The sequence below is a fragment of the Microbacterium sp. zg-B185 genome, from assembly GCF_030246885.1.
Lineage (GTDB): Bacteria > Actinomycetota > Actinomycetes > Actinomycetales > Microbacteriaceae > Microbacterium.
Map to the genome: position 1 here is coordinate 2030894 of NZ_CP126739.1, position 20671 is coordinate 2051564.

Genomic DNA, 20671 nt, shown 5'->3' on the forward strand with positions numbered 1-20671 from the left:
TACCGGCGCAGAGGCCCCGGGACTCGATCCCGCCGCAGGAGGTATTTCCGTGGAGATCCGCATCGGCATCACGAACACCGGCCGTGAGCTCAACTTCGAGACCAACGAGCCCGTGGCGGACGTGAAGCAGTCCGTCACCAGCGCACTGGACGCGGGCGCGACCCACGTGAGCTTCACGGATGCGAAGGGCACCAGCTACATCGTCCCGACGGCGAGCCTGGCGTACATCGAGTTCGGTACCGAAGAGTCCCGTCGCGTGGGCTTCGTCGCCTGACATCAGCCCGTCCGTGCAGATCCTCCTCGCCCTGCTCATCGGCGCCGTGATCGGCGCCGCCCTGCACTTCCTCGCGCCCGCGCGCGGCACGCGCGGCGTGGTCCTGGCCCCGGTACTCGGCGCGTTGATGTCCGGGTTGCTCTGGATGATCCTCACGTGGGCCGGTCAGGGGCTGGACAGCCCGTGGCTGTGGCTGTCGGCGTTCCTCGCTCCGATCGCCGTGGTCTACCCGGCGCTCGTGATCCTGGCGCGTACCCGCACCGCGCACGATGCCCAGGAGCGGGCCCGTCTCAAGATCGGCTGAGTGCGGCCCGGTCTGCCGCGCACCATCGGAGGGGAGCGGGAGGTGGCCGGTCTAGGCCGCCAGCCCCATGGCGTCCATGCGCTTGGAGTGCGCGCCCATCAGCTCGGTGAACACCGGCTCGACCTTGCGCTCGTCTGCGACCTGCAGCGTGCTCGGCCGCAGGGCCGCGCGCGCGATGAGCAAGGTGTCGCCGACCAGTCGACGCCCCCACATCGCCAGCAGCGACCTCCACTCGGGGTCGCTCGCGATCGTCGCGCCGATGATGTCCACGATCGCCTCCCGGTCGTCATCGGCCCGGAGGATCCGCTCCACGCGACGTCCGGTATCGCCGTAGCTGGAGGCGAGCGCGAGGTAGAAGTCGTCCAGCATCCCCGCGGTGATGTGCACCGAGAGCATGGTCTCCTGCGACCTCACGCCGTGCGTCGCGCGGCGGAAGGCGTCCAGCGGCTCGCGGAACGGCAGCATCAGGCTGGTGGGGTCGTCCCCGCGCTCGCGGATCAGCGCGACCAGCTCCTCGTGCTTGCGCAGCGCGGCACCGGCGGCGCGGGAGAGCGACTCCTTCTGCGCCAGCTCGGGGGTGGAGGCGATCAGCTCCGACAGGGTTTCGAAGAAGCCCAGCTGCAGATACGCGGCCTGGCCGAGGAACGTGTCGATGTCGGGCGCGAGCGCCTCGAAGTCGACGCGTTGAGCATCGCTCGCGTCACCGCGCGAACGCAGCTGGAGCTTTCGTCCCTGCGGGCGCTGCTGCCAGAACCACTTCACCACGACCTCAGCATAGGCGGGGCGTGTCGTGACGCGGAGGGCGGCGGTGCCGCCACATCCTGGAGGAGGATGTCTCCACTCCCAGCCCGAACCGTTATCCTGGAGGGGTCCCCGGTTTCGGATCGGGGCTCCCCGCGCCTGTGGCAGAGAAAGGGCGTGGATCCCACCCCGCCCGCGCGGCGATATCGCACAGCGCCAGGGCACCCACGAGGCAGCATCTCACTGCCGGACAGGCACACATCGTGACGACCTTCGCCGAACTCGGCGTCGACCAGGACATCGTAGACACGCTCGCCGCCCGCGGCATCGTCGATGCCTTCCCCATTCAGGAGCAGACCATCCCCCTCGGCCTGCCCGGCCAGGACATCATCGGCCAGGCCAAGACCGGCACCGGCAAGACCTTCGGCTTCGGCATCCCCGTGGTCCAGCGACTGGGGCTGAACCCCGAGCACGGCGTCAAGGCGCTGATCGTGGTCCCCACGCGCGAACTGTGCGTGCAGGTCTACGAAGACATCGACATGCTCACCACCGGCCGCTCGACCAGCGTCGTGGCCATCTACGGCGGCAAGGCCTACGAGGGGCAGATCGAGCAGCTGCGTGCCGGCGCGCAGATCGTGGTCGGTACCCCCGGACGCCTGATCGACCTGAACAATCAGCGCCTGCTGGATCTGTCGCATGCCACCGAGGTCGTCCTGGACGAGGCCGACAAGATGCTCGACCTGGGCTTCCTGCCCGACATCGAGAAGATCTTCCAGAAGGTGCCCGCCATCCGGCACACGCAGCTGTTCTCGGCGACGATGCCCGGACCGATCGTCGCTCTGGCCCGCCGGTTCATGACGAACCCGATCCACATCCGCGCCACCGACCCCGATGAGGGGCTCACCCAGGCCAACATCAACCACCTCGTCTACCGCGCACACTCGATGGACAAGGACGAGGTCATCGCCCGCATCCTCCAGGCCGAAGGCCGTGGCAAGACCGTCGTGTTCACGCGCACCAAGCGCGCCGCTCAGCGGCTCTCCGACGAGCTCGGCGATCGCGGCTTCAACACGGCGTCGGTTCACGGCGACATGAGCCAGGAAGCGCGCGAGCGGTCCATGGCCGCGTTCAAGGCCGGCAAGAAGGACGTGCTGATCGCCACCGACGTCGCCGCGCGCGGCATCGACGTCGATGACGTCACCCACGTCATCAACCACACCATTCCGGATGACGAGAAGACCTACCTGCACCGCGCCGGTCGCACCGGCCGCGCCGGGAAGACCGGCATCGCGGTCACGTTCGTGGACTGGGACGACCTGCACAAGTGGGCGCTGATCAACCGGGCGCTCGAGTTCGGTCAGCCCGAACCCATCGAGACGTACTCCTCCAGCCCGCACCTGTACGCCGACCTCAACATCCCGGCCGGCACGAAGGGACGCCTGACCACGGCCCCGAGGACGCAGACGATCAAGACGCAGGATGCCGCGCCGGCCCGGTCCGCGGAGCGCGACGGCTCCCCGCGCCGCCGCCGTCGCCGCGCCGACGAGCCCGGCGGAAACGGCACCGAGGCCGCGGCGCAGCGGACGGCCGCTCCCGAGGTTCCCGCCGACCACGGCTCGCAGGATGCCGCGGAAGGCGCCGGGACCCATGACGGCGGCGGCAAGGAGCACCACGACGGCAACGCGGCGCCGCGCCGTCGGCGCCGTCGTCGCGGATCCCGGGGCGGCGCACCCGTCGCCGGCGCGTGACCCGCGGCAGCCGCAGCTGATCGTTCAGATGCGCCGGCAGCAGGAGGATTCAGGCGAATCCACACTATCGCCGGCGCATCTGCCGCTTCGATCGTGGCCGCGCCCGGTCCACCCGCCGGGACCGTGACGCGCTGAGCGGTGCGCGCTAGTGTGAGCGGCACGGCGAGTCTCGCCGGAACCGTCGCTCACGAAAGGGCAGCCATGAGATACCTCGACGCGGTGGAGTATCAGGGATTCTGGGGGTCGTTCTGGGACCTCATCTGGTGGTTCCTGATGGCCTTTGTCTTCGTGTCCTACCTCTTCGCGCTGTTCGCCGTGATCGCGGACCTGTTCCGCGACCACAAGCTCAGTGGGTGGGCCAAGGCCCTGTGGTTCATCTTCCTGATCGTCTTCCCCATCCTCTCCGTGCTGATCTACCTGATCGTCCGCGGCAGAGGCATGGCCCAGCGCAGCGCCGCCGAGGCGAAGGAGCTGCGCTCCGCGCAGGACGAGTACATCCGGTCGGTGGCGGGTGCCAGCCCGTCGGAGGAGATCGCCAAGGCCAAGACGCTGCTGGATTCCGGCGTGATCACCCAGGACGAATTCGACCACATCAAATCCCGTGCGCTGAGCTGACCCCCTCCCGCGCCACGGGTTCGCGCCTGCTCAGGGGTAGACCGGGTCGGTTCCCGTGCCCCGCTCGATGATGCGTGCCACCATGTCGTCGCTGGTCGTGTTCTCGCCGGGCTGGTTCGGCTTGCCGAGTCCGTGGTAGTCGCTCGAGCCGGTCACGATCAGGTCGAGCTTCTGGCAGATGCGACGCAGGGTGCGGATGCCGGCCTCGAGGTTCTCGCGGTGCCCCAGCTCGAATCCCGCCAGCCCGGCATCCAGCATCCGCTCCAGCAGGGGCATGGGCAGCAGCCCCGCCCGGCCGGCGGGGTGCGCGATGATCGGCACCCCGCCCGCGCCGACGACCAGTTCCACGGCCAGCACCGGATCCGGCGCGTACAGCGCGACGTAGTAGTCGCCGGAAGGGCTCAGGATCCGGGAGAACGCCTCGGTGCGGTCGCGCACGTGACCCTTCGCGACCAGGGCGTCGGCGATGTGCGGTCGCCCGACGGTGGCACCGTCCGAGGTCTGCGCGAGGATGTCGCCCCAGTGCAGATCGAAGTCGCGTCCGATCCGGTCGGCCATCGTCCGCGCCCGCTCCAGCCGCGATCGCCGGATCCGGTCGGTCATCTCCCGCAGGCTCGGGTCGTCGGGATCGACCAGGTATGCCAGCACGTGCACACTGCGCCACTGATATCTCGCGGACAGCTCCATCCCCGGGATGAACGTCATTCCCAGGGATGCCGTGGCCTCGGCCGCCTCGGCCCAGCCCGAGGTGGTGTCGTGATCCGTGAGCGCGGCCGTGCGCAGGCCGTGCCGGTGCGCGGCTGCCATCACCTGCGCGGCGGATTCGGTGCCGTCGGAGTGCACCGAATGCAGGTGCAGGTCGCTCGGCCCCCTGAAACGACGTGTGTCCGGCATCCGTCGAGCGTATCGCGCAGCCTTCGGCGCCCGGTCCACGCACGCTGTCGCCGAAGCCCCGGACCGATCTCCCAGACTGCTGACATAGAGTCGCGGCGTGCTTCGCCTGCTGGGGGTTTTCGGGACCGTGATCTGCGCGATCGCGGCCGCCGTACTCACGTGGCCGGCGTTCTTCCGGCTGGAGCAGGTCTTTCCGATCGCGCAGATCATCTCGTTCCGCGGTCCGCTCGCGGTGGCCTTCGCCGTCCTGATGGTGGTTGCGCTTCTCTTCGCGATCGCGCGTCCCCTGCGCGCGTTCGCGTCCGCGATCGCCGTGATCGCCGCCGTGGCGATGCTCGCGAACGCGGCCGTCGTGGCGACTCGTGGCATCGGGACCGAGACGCTCCCCGCCAAGACGGAAAGCAGCATCCGGGTGATGACGTGGAACACCGCCGGGGCCGCGACCGCGCCCGAGACCGTCGCGCAGATCGCCGTGGCGATGGACGCGGACATCGTCACGCTGCCCGAGACCACCATCGAGACCGGCGAGAAGGTCGCGGTGGCGATGCGCGATCTCGGCCATCGCATGTGGGCGCACCACGCCGAGTACGGCACGGACGGATGGGATGCACGATCCACCACGCTGCTGATCTCGCCGGACCTGGGCGATTATTCGGTGATCGAGTCCTCGCAGGACGGCACGAGCAACACCTCGACGGTGCCCAGCGCCGTGGCGATGCCGATCACCGGCGACGGACCCATCGTGGTGGCCGCCCACGCCGTCGCCCCGCGTCAGAGCTACATGCAGCACTGGCGCGACGACCTGACGTGGCTGGCGGACCAGTGCGCGGATGCGAACGTCATCATGGCGGGCGATTTCAACGCCACCATCGATCACATGGCGAACCTGGGGGTCGACGGCGGGACGCTGGGACGCTGCCACGACGGCGCCGTCGAGACCGGAACCGGCGGGATCGGCACCTGGTCGGCCGAGATGAACGCCATGCTCGGCGCCCCGATCGACCACGTGATGGCCTCCAGCCATTGGAAGCCGACCGGGTCCCTCGTGCTCACCTCGATGGACGGCTCCGGAAGCGATCACCGACCCTTGATCGTGCAGTTCGAGCCCGTCGACTGAAAACCCCGCTTCGGAGCGGTGCGTGCACCGCCGACCCTCCGGTCCCCTCTGCACACATATGGCTTTGCGGTGCGCAGTGCGAGACTTGTCCCATGAGCACCTCAGGCGACAGCGACACGATCGGCAGCACCGAGCTGGCCCCCGAAGCCGCACCGACCGAGATCCCGGCGAACAGCTCGGTGAACCGGCGGCAGGGATTCGGCCAGGGATTCCTCGACACGATCTCGACCGGGTGGGCCGACCGCCCCGAGCTGCTGCCGCCCGCGCGTGAGCAGGCGCCGTACGCCGCCCGTCGGCGGGATGCGGTCTCTGCGGCCTTCCCGGGCCGACGGCTGGTCATCCCGGCCGGTCCGTACCAGGTCCGCAGCAACGACACGGACTACCCGTTCCGCGCCCACTCGGCCTTCTCGCACCTGACCGGCTGGGCCGCGGACTCGGTGCCGGACTCGGTGCTCGTCTTCGAGCCGACCGGCGAGCGTGGCCACGACGTCACGCTGTACTTCCGCGAGCGGGCCGACCGCGCGACGCCGGAGTTCTACGCCAACCCGTCGATCGGCGAGTTCTGGATCGGGCCGCGGCCCGCGCTGGCGGGAGTCGCCTCGGACCTGGGCGTGGCGACCGCGCACATCGACTCGTTCCAGCCGACGGAGACGGACCTCGTCCTGGACGAGGATGCCGACCTCACTCGCTTCGTCTCCGAGCTGCGACTGCACAAGGACGACTACGAGCTCGCCCAGCTGCAGCTGGCGGTGGACGTCACCGCGGACGGCTTCGACGACATCGTCGCGAACCTGCCTCGGATCATCGACCATCCCCGCGGCGAACGCGTCGTGGAGGGCGTTTTCCATCAGCGTGCGCGCAGCGACGGCAACTGGGAGGGGTACGACACCATCGCCGCCGCCGGCCCGCACGCGTGCTACCTGCACTGGACCCGCAACGACGGTCAGGTGGCACCCGGCGACCTGATCCTGGTCGACGCCGGCGTCGAGGTTGACAGCCTGTACACGGCCGACATCACGCGCACGATCCCGGTCAGCGGGCGGTTCAGCCAGGTCCAGCGTCGAGTGTACGAGGCGGTCCTCGACGCCGCGGACGCGGCCTTCGCCGCGGCGCGACCCGGCGCGAAGTTCAGCGACCTGAACGCCGCGGCCTGGAACGTCATCGCCCACCGCCTCGAGGAGTGGGGGGTGCTTCCGGTGACGGCCGCGCAGTCGCTGGATCCCGAGACCGGGCACCACCATCGGCGGTACATGGTGCACGGCACCAGCCATCATCTCGGCATCGACGTGCACGACTGCGCACAGGCGCGCCGGGAACTCTACGCGGGCGGCACGCTCGAGCCGGGGATGGTCTTCACGATCGAGCCGGGACTGTACTTCCAGATCGACGACCTGACCGTACCCGAGGAGTACCGGGGCATCGGCGTGCGCATCGAGGACGACATCTTCATGACCCCGGACGGACCGGTCAGCCTCTCCGCGGCGATCCCCCGCACCGCCGACGAGGTCGAGGCCTGGGTGGATCGCCTGAATCCGTGACCTTCACCCCGCCGCCGGCCTTCACCACGCGCCCGACGCTGACGGGCACGTTCGGGATGACGGCATCCACCCATTGGCTGGCCACCGCCAGCGCGCAGGCGGTCCTCGAGCGCGGAGGCAACGCGTTCGATGCCGTCGTCGCCGGGGGTTTCGTCCTGCATGTCGTCGAGCCGCACCTGAACGGGCCGGGTGGCGACCTGGTCGGCATCTTCGCGACCGCCGCCGACCCGGCCGCGCCCGTCGTGCTGATGGGTCAGGGGCCGGCTCCGGCCGGTGCGAGCATCGAGCACTACCGCGAGCAGGGACTGGACCTGGTTCCGGGGGCAGGGGGCCTCGCGGCCGCGGTGCCCGCAGCGGTGGACGCCTGGCTCACGCTGCTGCGGGACCACGGGACGTGCGAGCTCGGTGATGTCCTCTCCGCCGCGATCGGCTACGCCCGCGACGGTCATCCGCTGCTGGCGCAGGCCAGCGCGACCATCGGCCGGGTCGCACCGCTGTTCCGCGAGCATTGGCCGTCATCGGCAGCGCTGTGGCTGCCCGAGGGACGCGTTCCCCCGGCGGGGACCATGGTGCGCAACCCCGCGTACGCCGACGTCCTGGAGTCGCTCGTGGCGGCCGGTCGCGGGATCCGGGATGAGGGCCCGGTCGGCCGCGCGGCGCGGATCGACGCGGCCCGCGGGGAATGGAAGAGCGGGCGCGTCGCCCAGGCGGCGTCGGCGTTCCTCGCGGTCCCGCACCGCCACTCGGACGGGCGTGATCATCGCGGGGTGATCACGGCGAGCGACTTCGCCCGGTTCGACGCGGGGTACGAAGCACCGGTCAGCATCCCGTTCCGCGGTCACACGATCGCCAAAGCGGGCGCGTGGACGCAGGGACCGGCGCTGCTGCAGACGCTGCGGATCCTCGAGGGGCATGCCGAGGCCGACCCGTCCACAGAGGCGGGCGCGCACGCCGTGCTGGAGGCGCTCAAGCTCGCCCTGGCGGACCGGGACGCGTACTACGGCGACGGCGATGTGCCGCTGGACGTGCTGCTTTCCGAGGAGTACGCGAGCGTCCGCCGCGCGCAGATCGGGCAGAGCGCGTCCCACGAATGGCGCCCAGGGCGCATACCGGGTCGGGAGCCCTTCCGTCCGCCGCTGCGGACGGCCGCCGCGGAGGGAGCCAGCGGCGGGGGCGAGCCGACGATCGACCGCTCCGGCCAGACCCGTGGGGACACGTGCCACATCGACGTCGTGGACCGCTGGGGCAACATGATCGCCGTCACACCCTCCGGCGGGTGGCTGCAGTCATCCCCGACCATCCCCGAGCTGGGCTTCTGCCTCGGCACCCGTCTGCAGATGACCTGGCTGGACGAGTCTTCGCCGGCGGCCCTGCGGCCGGGCGCGCGGCCACGGACCACGCTGACCCCGACGCTGGTGCTGCGGGCGGGTCAGCCGATCATGGCGCTCGGAACGCCCGGCGGCGACCAGCAGGAGCAATGGCAGGTGCCGGTGCTGCTGCGCATGCTCGCGGGCGGATACTCCGCGCAGGAGGCGATCGACGCGCCGTCGCTGCACACCACCGCACTGGTGGACTCCTTCTGGCCTCGCGGGTGGGATCCCGCGGGCGCCGTGGTGGAGGACCGCATCGGCGAGCCGGTCATCGCGGGCCTGGAACGCCGCGGACACACGGTCACGCGCGCCGGAGACTGGTCTCTCGGGCGGGTGTCCGCAGTGGGGCGGGATGCCGCGACCGGCGTGGTGTGGGCGGCGGCGAACCCCCGGGGCATGCAGGGCTACGCCGCCGGGCGCTGAGCCGCCCCGGCTCGCTCAGCCCGCGACCGAACCGCGCATCCAGCTCGCTGTCAGTGCGGCCAGGTCCGCGCCGATTTCATCGGCGGGGCGCTTGCGTCCCTTGACCTCGAAGGAGTGGCCGCCGCCGTCGATCCACGCGATCGATGCGCTCCGGCACGAGGCCACCGCGTCCTCCAGCTGCGCGTGCGGGTCGACGAACGGGTCGTTGGTCCCCTCGACGAACAGCTGCGGCTGCGGCACCGCCGGCAGGTGCGCGACGCGCGCCTTGGCCGGATCGCCCGGGGGATGCAGCGGATAGCCGAGATAGATCAGCCCCGCCGGCTGGATGACGCCCTCTGCCGCAGCCATCGAGGCCATCCGTCCCCCATACGACTTGCCCGATGCCCAGACCGGGCCGCCGTCCGCCCGCTCCGTGGCCACCGACATCGCGGCCGTCCAGGCGAGGACCGAATGCGCGGCAGGCCCCGGCATCCTTCGCCCCAGCTGGACGTAGGGGAAGTTGAAGCGGAGCGTCGCAAGGCCTTCCGCCCGCATCGCGCGGGCGAAACCGACCAAGAAGGGATGCGCGTAGCCGGCGCCCGCGCCGTGGGCGATCACGATGGTCCCCCACGCGCGGTCGGGGCGGCCGTACGCCGCGTCGACCTGCACCGGGCCGGACGCAAGCGCAACGGCGAAGCTCGTCTCGGCCTCATCCGCCGTCATCGCGAAGGCTGCGGATCCGCTCCGCCCTCGTCGGCAGCGGCTCCGTCTTCGGGCCGTGTCGGCTCGTCCGGCCCGGGCCGGCCCGAAGCGCGCGGTTCCGCCGGATCGTCGGCGGCCGGTGCGACCCGCTCGCCGTACCGCGGCGGCTCGGCCGCGGCGTCCCCCTGCGGCGGCGCGGGAGGCGGGATCGGGGGTGGTGTCGCGGCAGCGGGGGCGACCGGCGGCCGTTCTCGGGGAGGCGCCTGTCCGCCCAGCACCTGGCGCGCCCGCTGCACGCTGCCGGCGGCGACGGTGACCTCGTAGTGTTCCGCGATGACCTGCATGACGGAGGCGAAGTCGCGGCGGCGCCGCACGAAGGAGTACGTGATGAGGCTCATCAGCATCCCGATCGCGATGCCGACGAAGAGCACTCCCACGAACGCCTGGATCGGCACCGAGGGCGTGCCGATCACGAGGATGGCGGAGAAGAGCAGACCCAGCAGCACGCCGTTCATGGCGCCGGAGCGCGCTGCGGTGGCGTAGCCCAGGCGACCCGTCACCCGCTCGACGGAACGGAGGTCCTGTCCGACGATCGCGATGTCGCGCGCGGGCACCTCCGCTGCGATCAGCGTCGAGACCGCCTTCTGGGCGGCCTCGTACGTCGGGAAGCTCGCGATGCTCTGCCCGATGTCGTCAGGGCTCTGCGGGAACCTCCCGTTGATGCTCACCCTCCCATCATCCCACGGCTTCACCTGCCGCCCTCTCCAGCACACCGGGCTACGCTGGAGCGCGTGAGCATGCAGAGGGTCTTCGTGGCACGCCTGTCGGGGTGCTCCGTCTTCGACCCCGCCGGCGACCGGCTCGGCAAGGTGCGCGACGTGGTCGTCATCTACCGCAAGGACGACCCGCCGCGGGTGGTGGGCCTGGTCGTGGAGATCCCCGGCCGCCGCCACGTCTTCGTCTCGATCGGGCGGGTGACCTCCATCGCGACCGGCCAGGTCATCACGACCGGCCTGATCAACGTGCGACGCTTCCAGCAGCGCGGCGGCGAGGTGCGCGTCATGGCCGAGCTGCTCGGCCGGCGCGTGACGCTCACCGACGGCAGCGGGACGGCGGTCATCGAGGACGTCGCGATCGAACGCAACCGGCTCGGCGAGTGGGACGTGGGTCAGTTGTTCCTGCGGCGCCCGCGCACCAGCGCCTCCCCCTTCGCCAAGGGGCCGACGACGTTCGCGACCTGGAACGAGGTGCGCGAGGGCCACCCGGGCGAAGCGCAGTCGGCCGAGCAGCTGGTCGCCTCGTTCGCCGATCTGAAACCCGCGGACCTGGCCAACACGCTGCTGGACCTTCCGGACGAGCGCATGCTGGAGGTCGCCGAGGAGCTCTCCGACGAGCGGCTCGCCGACGCCCTGGAGGAGATGCCCGAAGACGAGCAGGTGCATATTCTCGAGCGGCTGGGCGACGAGCGCGCGGCGGACATCCTCGACGCGATGGAACCCGATGACGCGGCCGACCTGCTCGGGCAGCTTCCGGACGCCCGTTCCGAGCAGCTTCTGGACCTGATGGAGCCCGAAGAGGCCGAGGACGTGCGCGCACTGCTGCAGTACGGGCCGGACACCGCCGGCGGGCTCATGACGAGCGAGCCGATCGTGCTGTCCGCGGACGCCACCGTGGCCGAGGCCCTGGCGCTGATCCGCCGGCACGAGCTGCACCCGGCCCTGGCCGCCGCCGTCTTCGTGACCCTCCCGCCGTACGAGACGCCCACGGGCCGGCTGCTGGGCACCGTGCACTTCCAGCGCATGCTCCGCTATCCCCCGCATGAGCGCCTGGGTGCGATCATCGACGACACCCTGGACCCGGTGCCGGCCACGGCGTCCGCCGCGGAGGTGGCTCGCATGCTGGCCAGCTACGACCTGGTGTCGCTGCCCGTGGTCGACAAGGCCCGGCGCCTGGTGGGGGCGGTCAGCGTCGACGACGTTCTGGACTATCTGCTGCCGGACGACTGGCGCTCCGCGGGCGGTGACGACGAGCAGCACCCGTCGGCGCCGGCCGGAACGACCCCGGCCGCGGCGTCCGCCGGGAGCACCCGGGCCGGGAGACGACGCTGATGGCACGTTTCCGGCAGCCCTCGCTCGACGCGCCCCGCGGCCGTTCCGGCATGCTGAGTCGCAACCCGCAGCCCTCCAGCGACCGGTTCGGCCGGTTCTCCGAGGCGTTCGCCCGGGGAATGGGAACCTCCGGGTTCCTCATCGGGATAACCGTCTTCGTGACCGTGTGGCTGCTGTGGAACTCCCTGGCGCCTGTCGAACTGCAGTTCGACCCGAGGGCGACGAACTTCACGCTGCTGACGCTGATCCTCTCCCTGCAGGCGTCGTACGCGGCCCCGCTCATCCTGCTCGCGCAGAACCGGCAGGATGACCGTGACCGTGTTCAGATCGAGCAGGACCGTCAGCGTGCCGAACGCAACCTCGCCGACACGGAGTACCTCGCGCGCGAGGTGGTCGCGTTGCGCATGGTGGTCACCGATGTCTCCGAGGACGTGGTCACCCGAGACGTGCTGCGTGCCGAGCTGAAGGCGCTGCTGGAGCAGCTGCAGGACCGTGGAGCGACGGCGCCCAGGGGTGGCGCCGAGCGGTGAGCCCCGACGATGCCGTGCGGCGTGCGGTCGGCGCGGTGATCGATCCCGAACTGCGGCGCCCGATCGCCGAACTGGACATGGTCCGCGACATCGCCGTGGCCGATGGTGTCGCATCCGTCGGCATCGTGCTGACCATCGTCGGCTGCCCTGCCGCCGATCGGATCTCGGCGGACGTGCGCGCCGCCGCGGCCTCCGTGCCGGGTGTCACGAGCGTCTCGCTCGAGGTCGGCGTGATGTCGCCTTCGGAGCGGCGTGATCTGACCGAGCGGCTCAGGGGCGGGCGTCCCGCCCGCGAGATGCCGTTCGGTCCTGGCTCGCTCACGCGCGTGGTCGCCGTGACCAGCGGCAAGGGCGGAGTGGGAAAGTCGACCGTCACGGCGAACCTCGCCGTCGCCCTGGCCCGACGCGGCCTGGCGGTCGGACTGGTGGATGCCGACGTCCACGGCTTCTCGATCCCGGCGCTGCTCGGACTGGTCGATGCGCACGGGGACGTGGCCCAGCCCACCCGCATCGACGATCTGATGCTCCCGCCGGTCGCGTACGGGGTGAAGGTGATCTCGATCGGCATGTTCCTGCGCCGCACCCACGGCGACGCTCCGGTCGAGGCGGTCGCATGGCGCGGTCCGATGCTCCACCGGACCGTGCAGCAGTTCCTCACCGACGTCTACTTCGGCGATCTCGATGTCCTCCTTCTGGACATGCCGCCCGGCACGGGCGACATCGCGATCACCGTCGGTCAGCTGCTGCCCAACGCCGAGGTGGTCGTGGTGACCACGCCGCAGGCGGCGGCATCCGATGTGGCTGTCCGCAGCGGCATCGTGGCACGTCAGACCGGGCAGCGCGTGACCGGTGTGGTGGAGAACATGTCCGGGATGGTGCTGCCCGACGGCACGACGTTCGAGCTGTTCGGATCCGGGGGTGGCGCGGCAGTGGCCGCCGCGCTGTCCGAGGGCACCGAGCCGGTCCGGCTGCTCGCCTCGATTCCGCTCAGCACGCTGCTGCGCGCGGACGGCGATGCCGGGACCCCTGTGGTCCTCGCCCACCCCGCCGATCCCGCCGCTGCCGCGATCGAGGCGCTCGCGCAGACCCTGGCCGCGGCTCCCCGCGGCCTGTCCGGACGCGCGCTGCCGCTGCGTGCGGGCTGAACCGGGTCAGGTCGCTTCGTTGTCGAACGGCGGCGGGTCGTCGTGGCTGAACGGTGCGGTCGCCCGCCCGGATTTCGTGAACGGGTTCGACGACGTCACGGCCGCCGCCGCGCTTGCGGCGCGCACCGTCGGGACGGGCGCATCATCCAGCAGCGCCTCGCGGATGATCCGGCGCGGGTCGTACTGGCGGGGATCGAGCGTGCGCCAGTCGACGTCGTCGAAGTCGGCGCCCATCTCGTCCTTCACGCGTGTCTTCGCCGTCGTGACGTACTCCTTGGCGCGCTTGGCGAACCGCGTCAGGTTCTCCGCATATCGCGGCAGCCGTTCGGGGCCGATGAGCAGCCCCGCGACCACACCGATCAGCAGGAGCTTCTCGATGGTCAGCCCGAAGAACATGCATTCAGGTTACCGCCGCGCCTGAGCGCCCGGCGCGACGTGGCCGCGTAGGCTGACCGGGAAGGAGCACCGATGGGCGAGCAGGACGCGAACTACCGCTTCGCCGATGAGGCGACGATCGAACCCGAGCACATCACGCGCGCCCGCGCACATGCTCTGGAACTCGGCGCCGCGCCGGTCAGCGCCGCCGTGGGCGCCCAGTGCGCCGTCCTGGCGGCAGCGTCGCAGGCGCTGAACATCGTCGAGATCGGCACCGGCGCCGGCGTGTCCGGGCTGTGGCTGCTCTACGGCTCGCCTAGGGCGACGCTGACGACGATCGACAGCGAGCCCGAGCACCTGGGCGCTGCGCGGCAGGCCTTCGCAGAAGCGAAGATCCCGCCCGCCCGCGCACGCTTCATCACCGGACGTGCGGCCGAGGTGCTGCCCCGCATGAACGAAGCCTCATACGACATCGTCCTGGTCGACGCCGACCCCGAGGGCGTCATCGAATACGTCGAGCACGGCCTGCGCCTGGTGCGAGCGGGCGGCACCGTGCTGGTCCCGCGGGTGCTGCGCAACGGCGCGGTCAGCGATCCGGTGCGCCGCGACGCGGTGACGGCCGCCTACCGCTCCCTGATCCACGAGACGCAGGCCTCGCCGGCTGTGATCGGGGCGCTCTCGATCGTCGGCGAAGGACTGCTGCAGCTGACCACCCGACCGGCCGGCTGACGCGTACCGGACGCGTCGTCGCGGCGGGCACGCGAAACGGCCGGTCCGCAGGACCGGCCGTCGGCGTCTGACGTGTGATCAGGCGACGTTGACGACGCCACCGAGCACGTCGTAGAGCTCCTTGGCCTCAGCGTCGTTCACCGAGACAACGAGGCGTCCCCCGCCCTCGAGCGGCACGCGCACGATGATCAGGCGACCCTCCTTCACGGCCTCCATCGGCCCGTCTCCGGTTCTCGGCTTCATGGCTGCCATCGTGGCTCCCTTTCGTCGTGGTCTGCGTGTCAAGTTTATCCCGACGCGCCCGGCAGGAGATAATCCACCCTCTCGGCCGACCGCGAAATCCACTCAGGGAATGGTCCAGTACGCCGTATTCGCCAGCGCGTACATGTTGTAGATCCACCACCACTGCCCCACCAGGCACGCGCCCAGCACCGCCACCCGGTACGCGGTCGAACGCGGCAGCGCGATCGCGCCCCACAGCGGGGAGACCGGGACCAGAAGGCGGAAGATGCTGGACTGCGGGAAGAACACCGCGAGCAGGTACACCAGATAGCTGGCCGTCCACAGCCGGGTCTCGACGCCGAGCCGCCGGACGTGCGGTTCGAACAGCAGCAGCGCGGCGATGGCGAGAACGGATGCCGCGAGCACCACGTAGCCGGTCGCCTCCCCCAGGTTCCAGATCCGCCCGAACCACATGGCGGTGCCCTCGAGGAACCCGCCGAAGGGGATGAAGCCCTCCGCGGAGACGGCGGTGCGTCGCCACGCCAATTCGGTGGCGAGGTACGCGTCCGCCCGCCCGGTCGCGATGGCGGCGAAGACCTGCCACGAGAAGCCGACGACGACTGCCAGCAGCCCGAGCGCCACGATATGCACCACCTGCCGCCTCGGCAGCGCGTCGTGCCGGCGCCGGAGCCACCGCCAGATCCCGTACAGGCCGAGGAACAGCGCGAACGCGAGCACACCAGGCCGGGTGAATCCCATCAACGGAATGAGCAGGTACAGCCAGCCGAAACGCCGCTGCTGCACGAGCCACAGGGACAGGAACAGCCACAGCAGGAACAGCGACTCGGCATACCCCACATGAAACAGCGCCGCCAGCGGCCCGGCCGCGAAGAACAGCGCCGCCCAGGTCGCGGCCGTCGCATCGATGCGCATGCGCAGCATCCGGTACAGCACCAGGCAGGCCAGATAGCCCGCGACGAGCGAGACGAAAACCGCGCCCACGCCCCACCCCGGCGCACCGGTCCACGTCAGCGCCTCGAACGGCAGACCGACGATGCGCGCGAGGTACGGGTACACCGGCATGAATGCCCACTGGTTCTCGGACACCACCCCGGACTCGGTCAGCGGGAGCTCGGTCGGGTAACCACTCACCGCGATGAGCCAGTACCACTGCGCATCCCAGCCGAGCAGAAAGCTGCCGATCGTGGCATTCGGTCCGAACCGTGAACCGGGCCCGGCCAGGGACGCGGCCAGGATCAGGAAGCCCGTCGTGACCGCGCGCGCGGCCAGGTACAGGATGCCGATCCGCAGCGGCGCCGACAGGGTGGGCCAGCCGCGCGCACCCGCGCGCGTCAGGAGGCGCTCAACCACGCCCGCAGTCCGCGTTCCACGTCCTCGATCTGCGCGTGGGAGACTCTCTCCTCGTCGTGATGAGCCAGCAGCGGGTCGCCCGGGCCGTAGTTGACCGCCGGAACGCCCAGTGCGGAGAACCGCGCGACATCGGTCCACCCGTACTTGGGACGCGCCTCGGCGCCCACCGCAGCCACGAACTCCTGGGCGAGGGGCGCGTCCAGTCCGGGGCGGGCGCCCACGGCGACGTCCACCACGTCCAGTTCGAAGCCGGCGAAGACGTCGCGCACGTGGCTTTCGGCCTCTGCGGCGGATCGGCTCGGTGCGAACCGGTAGTTCACCTCGATCTCGCACAGGTCCGGGATGACGTTGCCGGCGACACCGCCGCTGATCCGGACGGCGTTGAGCCCCTCGCGGTACACGAGGCCGTCCACGGGGACATCCCGCGGCGTGTACTCGGCCAGCCGGGCGAGCACGGGTGCGGCCCTGTGGATCGCGTTCTCACCGACCCACGCGCGCGCGCTGTGCGCGCGGACGCCGTGCGTACGCACGATCACCCGCATGTTGCCGTTGCACCCGCCCTCCACAGCCCCGTCGGACGGCTCGCCCAGGATCGCGAAGTCGCCCGCGAACAGATCCGGTCGGGTCCGGGCGAGGCGGGTCAGGCCGTTCAAATCCGCGTCGACCTCCTCGTGGTCGTACCACATCCAGGTGATGTCGACCCGGGGATCGGTCAGCTCGGCGGCGAGCTTCAGCTGCACCGCGACACCGGCCTTCATGTCGACCGTTCCGCGCCCCCACACGAAGGGTGCGCCGTCGATCGCCACGTCCCGTGTGGGCAGGTTCCGGTTGATCGGCACGGTATCGATGTGGCCGGCGATCACCACGCGCTGCGCACGGCCCAGCTGCGTGCGGGCGACGATGGTGTCGCCATCGCGGTACACCTCGAGGTGCCCAAGCTCGCGCATCGCCGCGTCGATCAGGTCGGCCAGAGCCGCCTCGTCACCGGAGACGCTCGGGATGTCGCAGATCATCCTGGTGATATCGACAGAGGTCGCGGACAGATCGAGCGGCGGCATCCCTCGAGTCTACTGATGGCCCGGCGCCGGGCCGGTAGCGTGGAGGGATGGACGATCAGCGGTGGGTATGGGGTGTCGGGCTGGCCACGACATCCGCGGACGGCACAGTTCTGGACACGTGGTATCCGGCCCCGGCCGCCGGGCGGATTCCGCTCGGGATGGATCCGGCGATTCCGCCGGACGAACTGGACCGCCACGCGGTGCCGGACCCGCGCCGGGACGTCGACGTCGACGTCGTCGTGATCGAGGTCGACCTGGACCAGCCCCCGGCCTCGACCCCCGACGCGTACCTGCGTCTGCATGCTCTGTCGCACCGTCTCGTGACGCCGAACGCCGTCAACCTCGACGGCATCTTCTCGCATCTGCCCATCGTCGCGTGGACGAACGCGGGCCCGATGCATCCCGACGACGCCGCGCGTCTGCGACCGTTCCTCACCCGCGACGGCATCCAACTGCAGGGGCTGGACAAGTTCCCGCGACTGCTGGATTACGTCAGCCCTCCGGGAGTCCGGATCGCGGATGCCGCGCGGGTGCGCCTCGGCGCCTACCTGTCCCCGGGCACCACCGTCATGCACGAGGGTTTCGTCAATTTCAACGCCGGCACGCTGGGCTCCTCGATGGTGGAGGGGCGGATCTCGCAGGGCGTGGTCGTCGGTGACGGGAGCGACATCGGCGGCGGTGCGTCCATCATGGGCACCCTCTCCGGGGGTGGCGCGCACCGCGTCTCGATCGGCGCGCGGACCCTCCTCGGTGCCAATGCGGGCGTCGGGATCTCGCTGGGCGATGACTGCGTGGTGGAGGCCGGACTGTACGTCACGGCGGGCTCGAAGATCGTGCTCGCCGATGAACCGCCGCGTGCCGACGGCGGCCCGGCGACCGCCAAGGGAGCCGACCTGTCCGGCCGCAGCGGCATTCTGTTCCGACGCAACTCCCTCACCGGCGCGATCGAGGCGGTGCGCCGCGCGGGTGCCGGCGTCACGCTCAACGACGTGCTGCACGCGTAAGGTCGAAAACGTCCGCGCATCGATCGCGGCAGGGGACGAGGGACTCTCGTGAGCGCACGCATGGGCAAGAAGCTGTACGAAGCCGAACTGATGGTGCTGCAGGCCAAGCTGGTGGACATGCAGGCGTGGGTGCAGGCGAACGGCGCCCGCGTCGTGGTCATCTTCGAGGGCAGGGATGCCGCGGGCAAGGGCTCCACCATCAAACGCGTCTCGGAGTACCTCAACCCGCGCGTCACCCGCATCGTGGCGCTGCCGACCCCCAGCGAGCGGGACAAGACCCGCTGGTACTTCCAGCGCTACGTGCCGCACCTGCCCGCAGCGGGCGAGATCGTCTTGATGGACCGGTCCTGGTACAACCGGGCCGGCGTCGAGCACGTCATGGGCTATTGCACCAGCACCGAGTACCACCGCTTCCTGCACCAGACGCCGATCTTCGAACGGATGCTGGTTGAGGACGGGATCATCCTCATCAAGTACTGGTTCAGCGTCTCCGATGTCGAGCAGGAGCGCCGCTTCCGCGACCGCGCGAGCGACCCGATGCGGCGCTGGAAACTCAGCCCCAACGACGTCCTGTCGATCACCAAGTGGGAGGACTACTCGCGCGCCAAGGACACCATGTTCGTGCACACCGACATCCCGGAGGCGAAGTGGTGGGAGGTCGACAATGAGGACAAGCGGCGAGGACGGATCAACACGATCGCCCACCTGCTCTCCCAGGTGCCCTACGAGGTCGTCGAGCGAGCGGATGTGATCGTCCCCCCGCGGCCGCCGTCCGGCGGATACGAACGTCCGCCGCGCGATTTCACCTCGCACGTTCCGGACTACGCCAAAGAGGTCGAGAAGCGCCACCGCGCTGAACGCATCGACGCGTCCAAGGGCAAGCGCGCGCGCGAGAAGGATGCCGCCAGGATCGCCGATCGCGAAGAAGCCGAGGACGGACAGAACGGCGGCAGCGGCGACTGATCAGTCGCGGACGCCCCGCTGCCGGGCGGCACCGGCCGGTGCGCCCTGCAGAAGCGTCAGCCGGCCCTCCGGGAGGCGCGGCGACGGCTGGCGCACCAGCCGCCGCGGCATTCGATCAGCCCACGCCGGGATAGTCGCGCTCGGGCGCCCCGGTGTACAGCTGCTGGGGACGGCCGATCTTGGTCTGCGGGTCGGTCTGCATCTCGCGCCAGTGGGCGAGCCAGCCGGGAAGCCGGCCGATCGCGAACAGCACCGTGAACATCCGAGTGGGGAAGCCCATGGCCTTGTAGATCACGCCGGTGTAGAAGTCCACGTTCGGGTAGAGCCGACGCTCCCGGAAGTAGTCGTCGCTGAGCGCGAGCTCTTCGAGCTCCTTGGCCAGATCCAGCAGCGGGTCGCTGACCCCGAGCGCCTGGAGGACCTCGTCCGCGGATTCCTTGACGAGCTTCGCGCGGGGATCGTAGTTCTTGTACACCCGATGCCCGAAGCCCATGAGCTTCACGCCTTCTTCTTTGTTCTTCACCCGCTCGACGAAGCGCTGCACGCTCTCACCGGAATCGCGGATGCGCGCGAGCATGTCCAGCACCGCTTCGTTGGCGCCGCCGTGCAGCGGGCCGTAGAGCGCGTTGATCCCGGCGGAGATCGACGAGAACTGGTTGGCACCGGTCGACCCGACCAGCCGGACGGTCGAGGTCGAGGCGTTCTGCTCGTGGTCCTCGTGCAGGATCAGCAGCCGCTCCAGCGCGCGGGACATCACCGGGTCGACGTCGTAGATCTCCGAGAGCACCCCGAAGTTCAGCTTCAGGAAGTTGTCGACGAAGCTCAGGTTGTTGTCCGGATACAGGAATGCCTGGCCGATGCTCTTCTTGTGCGCGTACGCCGCGATGACGGGCATCTTCGCCAGCATCCGGATCGTGTTCAGCTCGATGTGCTCGGGGTTGTTCGGGTCGGACTGGTTCTCGTAGTAGGTCGACAGCGCCGAGGTCGCCGAGGACAGCATCGACATGGGGTGGGCGGTCGGCGGAAGGGCCGAGAAGAACCGCTTGAGGTCCTCGTGCAGAAGCGTGTGGTGCCGGATCCGGTCATCGAACTCGCCGAGCTGGTCGGCGCTGGGCAGCTCGCCGTAGATGAGCAGCCACGCGACTTCGAGGTAGGTGCTGTTCTGCGCCAGCTGCTCGATCGGATATCCCCGGTACCGGAGGATCCCCTGGTCGCCGTCGATGAACGTGATCGCGGATTTCGTCGCGGCGGTGTTGACGAAGCCGTAATCCAGCGCCGTGTGGCCGGTCTGCCGTGTGAACGTGGACACGTCCACGCTCGGCATCGTCCCGTTCGTGCCGTGAAGCAGTGGGAACTCGGCGGTCCGATCACCGATGGTGAGGATGGCTTTGTCCTGCTGGGTGCCCGCGTCGCTCACGGCGCCTCCTCGCGATTCCTGGTCGGTCCGGGGGTTTCGAGGGC

At 70.2% G+C, this 20671-nt stretch carries 22 protein-coding genes; 13 read left to right on the forward strand and 9 right to left on the reverse strand.

Annotated elements, in window-relative coordinates; all coding sequences use genetic code 11:
• The first annotated feature begins 49 nt into the window (after positions 1–49).
• The gene (locus QNO12_RS09760; protein WP_257502439.1) at positions 50–274 is read left to right on the forward strand and encodes a DUF3107 domain-containing protein; all 225 of its coding nucleotides are present in this window, start codon (positions 50–52) and stop codon (positions 272–274) included.
• 13 nt (positions 275–287) lie between these two features.
• Positions 288–578: a hypothetical protein gene (locus QNO12_RS09765; protein WP_257502438.1), complete on the forward strand. Its 291-nt coding sequence runs from the start codon at positions 288–290 to the stop codon at positions 576–578.
• Between the two features lie 51 nt (positions 579–629).
• Here the strand turns inward: QNO12_RS09765 and QNO12_RS09770 are convergent, their stop codons facing one another.
• Positions 630–1343, reverse strand: coding sequence for a ferritin-like fold-containing protein (locus QNO12_RS09770; protein ID WP_257502437.1), 714 nt, complete (start codon positions 1341–1343; stop codon positions 630–632).
• A gap of 239 nt (positions 1344–1582) precedes the next feature.
• Here QNO12_RS09770 and QNO12_RS09775 point away from each other — a divergent pair, with 239 nt between their 5' ends.
• Both QNO12_RS09775 and QNO12_RS09780 read left to right on the forward strand, forming a co-directional pair.
• On the forward strand, positions 1583–3067 hold the full coding sequence (locus QNO12_RS09775; protein WP_257502436.1) for a DEAD/DEAH box helicase: 1485 nt from the start codon (positions 1583–1585) through the stop codon (positions 3065–3067).
• A 201-nt stretch (positions 3068–3268) separates the two neighbouring features.
• Positions 3269–3682 (forward strand): SHOCT domain-containing protein, encoded by a 414-nt coding sequence (locus QNO12_RS09780; protein ID WP_257502435.1) that lies wholly within the window; start codon positions 3269–3271, stop codon positions 3680–3682.
• A 30-nt stretch (positions 3683–3712) separates the two neighbouring features.
• On the opposite strand, the gene QNO12_RS09785 is transcribed toward QNO12_RS09780, so the two are convergent.
• A complete protein-coding gene (locus QNO12_RS09785; RefSeq protein ID WP_257502434.1) occupies positions 3713–4576 on the reverse strand; it encodes a PHP domain-containing protein in 864 nt (287 codons plus the stop codon).
• Between the two features lie 97 nt (positions 4577–4673).
• Between QNO12_RS09785 and QNO12_RS09790 the strand changes: the two genes are divergently transcribed.
• The 3 genes from QNO12_RS09790 to QNO12_RS09800 all read left to right on the forward strand — a co-directional run bounded on the left by QNO12_RS09790 (position 4674) and on the right by QNO12_RS09800 (position 9024).
• Positions 4674–5693 carry an endonuclease/exonuclease/phosphatase family protein gene (locus tag QNO12_RS09790; RefSeq protein ID WP_257502433.1) on the forward strand — a complete coding sequence of 340 codons (1020 nt, stop codon included), beginning with the start codon at positions 4674–4676 and terminating at the stop codon, positions 5691–5693.
• A gap of 92 nt (positions 5694–5785) precedes the next feature.
• Entirely contained in the window at positions 5786–7231 is a 1446-nt protein-coding gene (locus QNO12_RS09795) for an aminopeptidase P family protein (protein ID WP_257502432.1), read from the forward strand.
• The gene (locus QNO12_RS09800; RefSeq protein ID WP_257502431.1) at positions 7228–9024 is read left to right on the forward strand and encodes a gamma-glutamyltransferase family protein; all 1797 of its coding nucleotides are present in this window, start codon (positions 7228–7230) and stop codon (positions 9022–9024) included. The genes QNO12_RS09795 and QNO12_RS09800 overlap by 4 nt, the downstream gene beginning before the upstream one ends.
• Before the next feature lie 15 nt (positions 9025–9039).
• Here QNO12_RS09800 and QNO12_RS09805 read toward each other — a convergent pair whose 3' ends face one another.
• Together QNO12_RS09805 and QNO12_RS09810 are read right to left on the reverse strand one after the other, a co-directional pair.
• Positions 9040–9726: an alpha/beta hydrolase family protein gene (locus QNO12_RS09805; RefSeq protein WP_257502430.1), complete on the reverse strand. Its 687-nt coding sequence runs from the start codon at positions 9724–9726 to the stop codon at positions 9040–9042.
• A complete protein-coding gene (locus QNO12_RS09810; protein ID WP_257502429.1) occupies positions 9723–10433 on the reverse strand; it encodes a YflT domain-containing protein in 711 nt (236 codons plus the stop codon). Before QNO12_RS09810 ends, QNO12_RS09805 begins: the two co-directional genes overlap by 4 nt.
• 63 nt (positions 10434–10496) lie before the next feature.
• On the opposite strand from QNO12_RS09810, the gene QNO12_RS09815 reads away from it, so the two are divergent.
• Genes QNO12_RS09815 through QNO12_RS09825 form a run of 3 tightly spaced genes read left to right on the forward strand, consistent with a single transcriptional unit; the run spans position 10497 to position 13488 of the window.
• Positions 10497–11813 (forward strand): magnesium transporter MgtE N-terminal domain-containing protein, encoded by a 1317-nt coding sequence (locus QNO12_RS09815; protein ID WP_257502428.1) that lies wholly within the window; start codon positions 10497–10499, stop codon positions 11811–11813.
• Complete coding sequence (locus QNO12_RS09820) at positions 11813–12343, forward strand: DUF1003 domain-containing protein (protein WP_257502427.1); 531 nt, start codon at positions 11813–11815, stop codon at positions 12341–12343. The genes QNO12_RS09815 and QNO12_RS09820 overlap by 1 nt, the downstream gene beginning before the upstream one ends.
• Positions 12340–13488, forward strand: a complete 1149-nt coding sequence (locus QNO12_RS09825) for an Mrp/NBP35 family ATP-binding protein (RefSeq protein ID WP_257502426.1) — start codon at positions 12340–12342, stop codon at positions 13486–13488. Before QNO12_RS09820 ends, QNO12_RS09825 begins: the two co-directional genes overlap by 4 nt.
• A gap of 6 nt (positions 13489–13494) precedes the next feature.
• On the opposite strand, the gene QNO12_RS09830 is transcribed toward QNO12_RS09825, so the two are convergent.
• A complete protein-coding gene (locus QNO12_RS09830) occupies positions 13495–13884 on the reverse strand; it encodes a twin-arginine translocase TatA/TatE family subunit (RefSeq protein WP_257502425.1) in 390 nt (129 codons plus the stop codon).
• A 72-nt stretch (positions 13885–13956) separates the two neighbouring features.
• Here QNO12_RS09830 and QNO12_RS09835 point away from each other — a divergent pair, with 72 nt between their 5' ends.
• Entirely contained in the window at positions 13957–14592 is a 636-nt protein-coding gene (locus QNO12_RS09835) for an O-methyltransferase (RefSeq protein WP_257502424.1), read from the forward strand.
• A 78-nt stretch (positions 14593–14670) separates the two neighbouring features.
• On the opposite strand, the gene QNO12_RS09840 is transcribed toward QNO12_RS09835, so the two are convergent.
• The 3 genes from QNO12_RS09840 to dapE form a co-directional block, all read right to left on the reverse strand.
• Positions 14671–14844 carry a DUF3117 domain-containing protein gene (locus tag QNO12_RS09840; protein ID WP_257502423.1) on the reverse strand — a complete coding sequence of 58 codons (174 nt, stop codon included), beginning with the start codon at positions 14842–14844 and terminating at the stop codon, positions 14671–14673.
• Positions 14845–14937: 93 nt separating this feature from the next.
• Positions 14938–16185 carry a mannosyltransferase family protein gene (locus QNO12_RS09845; protein WP_257502422.1) on the reverse strand — a complete coding sequence of 416 codons (1248 nt, stop codon included), beginning with the start codon at positions 16183–16185 and terminating at the stop codon, positions 14938–14940.
• A complete protein-coding gene (dapE, locus tag QNO12_RS09850; RefSeq protein ID WP_257502421.1) occupies positions 16167–17243 on the reverse strand; it encodes a succinyl-diaminopimelate desuccinylase in 1077 nt (358 codons plus the stop codon). The genes QNO12_RS09845 and dapE overlap by 19 nt, the downstream gene beginning before the upstream one ends.
• Before the next feature lie 47 nt (positions 17244–17290).
• On the opposite strand from dapE, the gene dapD reads away from it, so the two are divergent.
• Positions 17291–18247, forward strand: coding sequence for a 2,3,4,5-tetrahydropyridine-2,6-dicarboxylate N-succinyltransferase (gene dapD / locus QNO12_RS09855; protein WP_257502420.1), 957 nt, complete (start codon positions 17291–17293; stop codon positions 18245–18247).
• 60 nt (positions 18248–18307) lie between these two features.
• Positions 18308–19210 carry a polyphosphate kinase 2 gene (gene ppk2, locus QNO12_RS09860; RefSeq protein ID WP_257502635.1) on the forward strand — a complete coding sequence of 301 codons (903 nt, stop codon included), beginning with the start codon at positions 18308–18310 and terminating at the stop codon, positions 19208–19210.
• Positions 19211–19325: 115 nt separating this feature from the next.
• On the opposite strand, the gene QNO12_RS09865 is transcribed toward ppk2, so the two are convergent.
• Entirely contained in the window at positions 19326–20627 is a 1302-nt protein-coding gene (locus QNO12_RS09865; RefSeq protein WP_257502419.1) for a citrate synthase, read from the reverse strand.
• Positions 20628–20671 lie beyond the last annotated feature (44 nt).

Coding starts and splice junctions, on each gene's coding strand:
- QNO12_RS09780 (WP_257502435.1), top strand. CDS start 3,269: ATGAGATACCTCGACGCGGTGGAGTATCAGGGATTCTGGGGGTCGTTC.
- QNO12_RS09785 (WP_257502434.1), bottom strand. CDS start 4,576: ATGCCGGACACACGTCGTTTCAGGGGGCCGAGCGACCTGCACCTGCAT.
- QNO12_RS09795 (WP_257502432.1), top strand. CDS start 5,786: ATGAGCACCTCAGGCGACAGCGACACGATCGGCAGCACCGAGCTGGCC.
- QNO12_RS09805 (WP_257502430.1), bottom strand. CDS start 9,726: ATGACGGCGGATGAGGCCGAGACGAGCTTCGCCGTTGCGCTTGCGTCC.
- QNO12_RS09820 (WP_257502427.1), top strand. CDS start 11,813: ATGGCACGTTTCCGGCAGCCCTCGCTCGACGCGCCCCGCGGCCGTTCC.
- QNO12_RS09830 (WP_257502425.1), bottom strand. CDS start 13,884: ATGTTCTTCGGGCTGACCATCGAGAAGCTCCTGCTGATCGGTGTGGTC.
- QNO12_RS09835 (WP_257502424.1), top strand. CDS start 13,957: ATGGGCGAGCAGGACGCGAACTACCGCTTCGCCGATGAGGCGACGATC.
- QNO12_RS09840 (WP_257502423.1), bottom strand. CDS start 14,844: ATGGCAGCCATGAAGCCGAGAACCGGAGACGGGCCGATGGAGGCCGTG.
- dapE (WP_257502421.1), bottom strand. CDS start 17,243: ATGCCGCCGCTCGATCTGTCCGCGACCTCTGTCGATATCACCAGGATG.
- dapD (WP_257502420.1), top strand. CDS start 17,291: ATGGACGATCAGCGGTGGGTATGGGGTGTCGGGCTGGCCACGACATCC.
- ppk2 (WP_257502635.1), top strand. CDS start 18,308: ATGGGCAAGAAGCTGTACGAAGCCGAACTGATGGTGCTGCAGGCCAAG.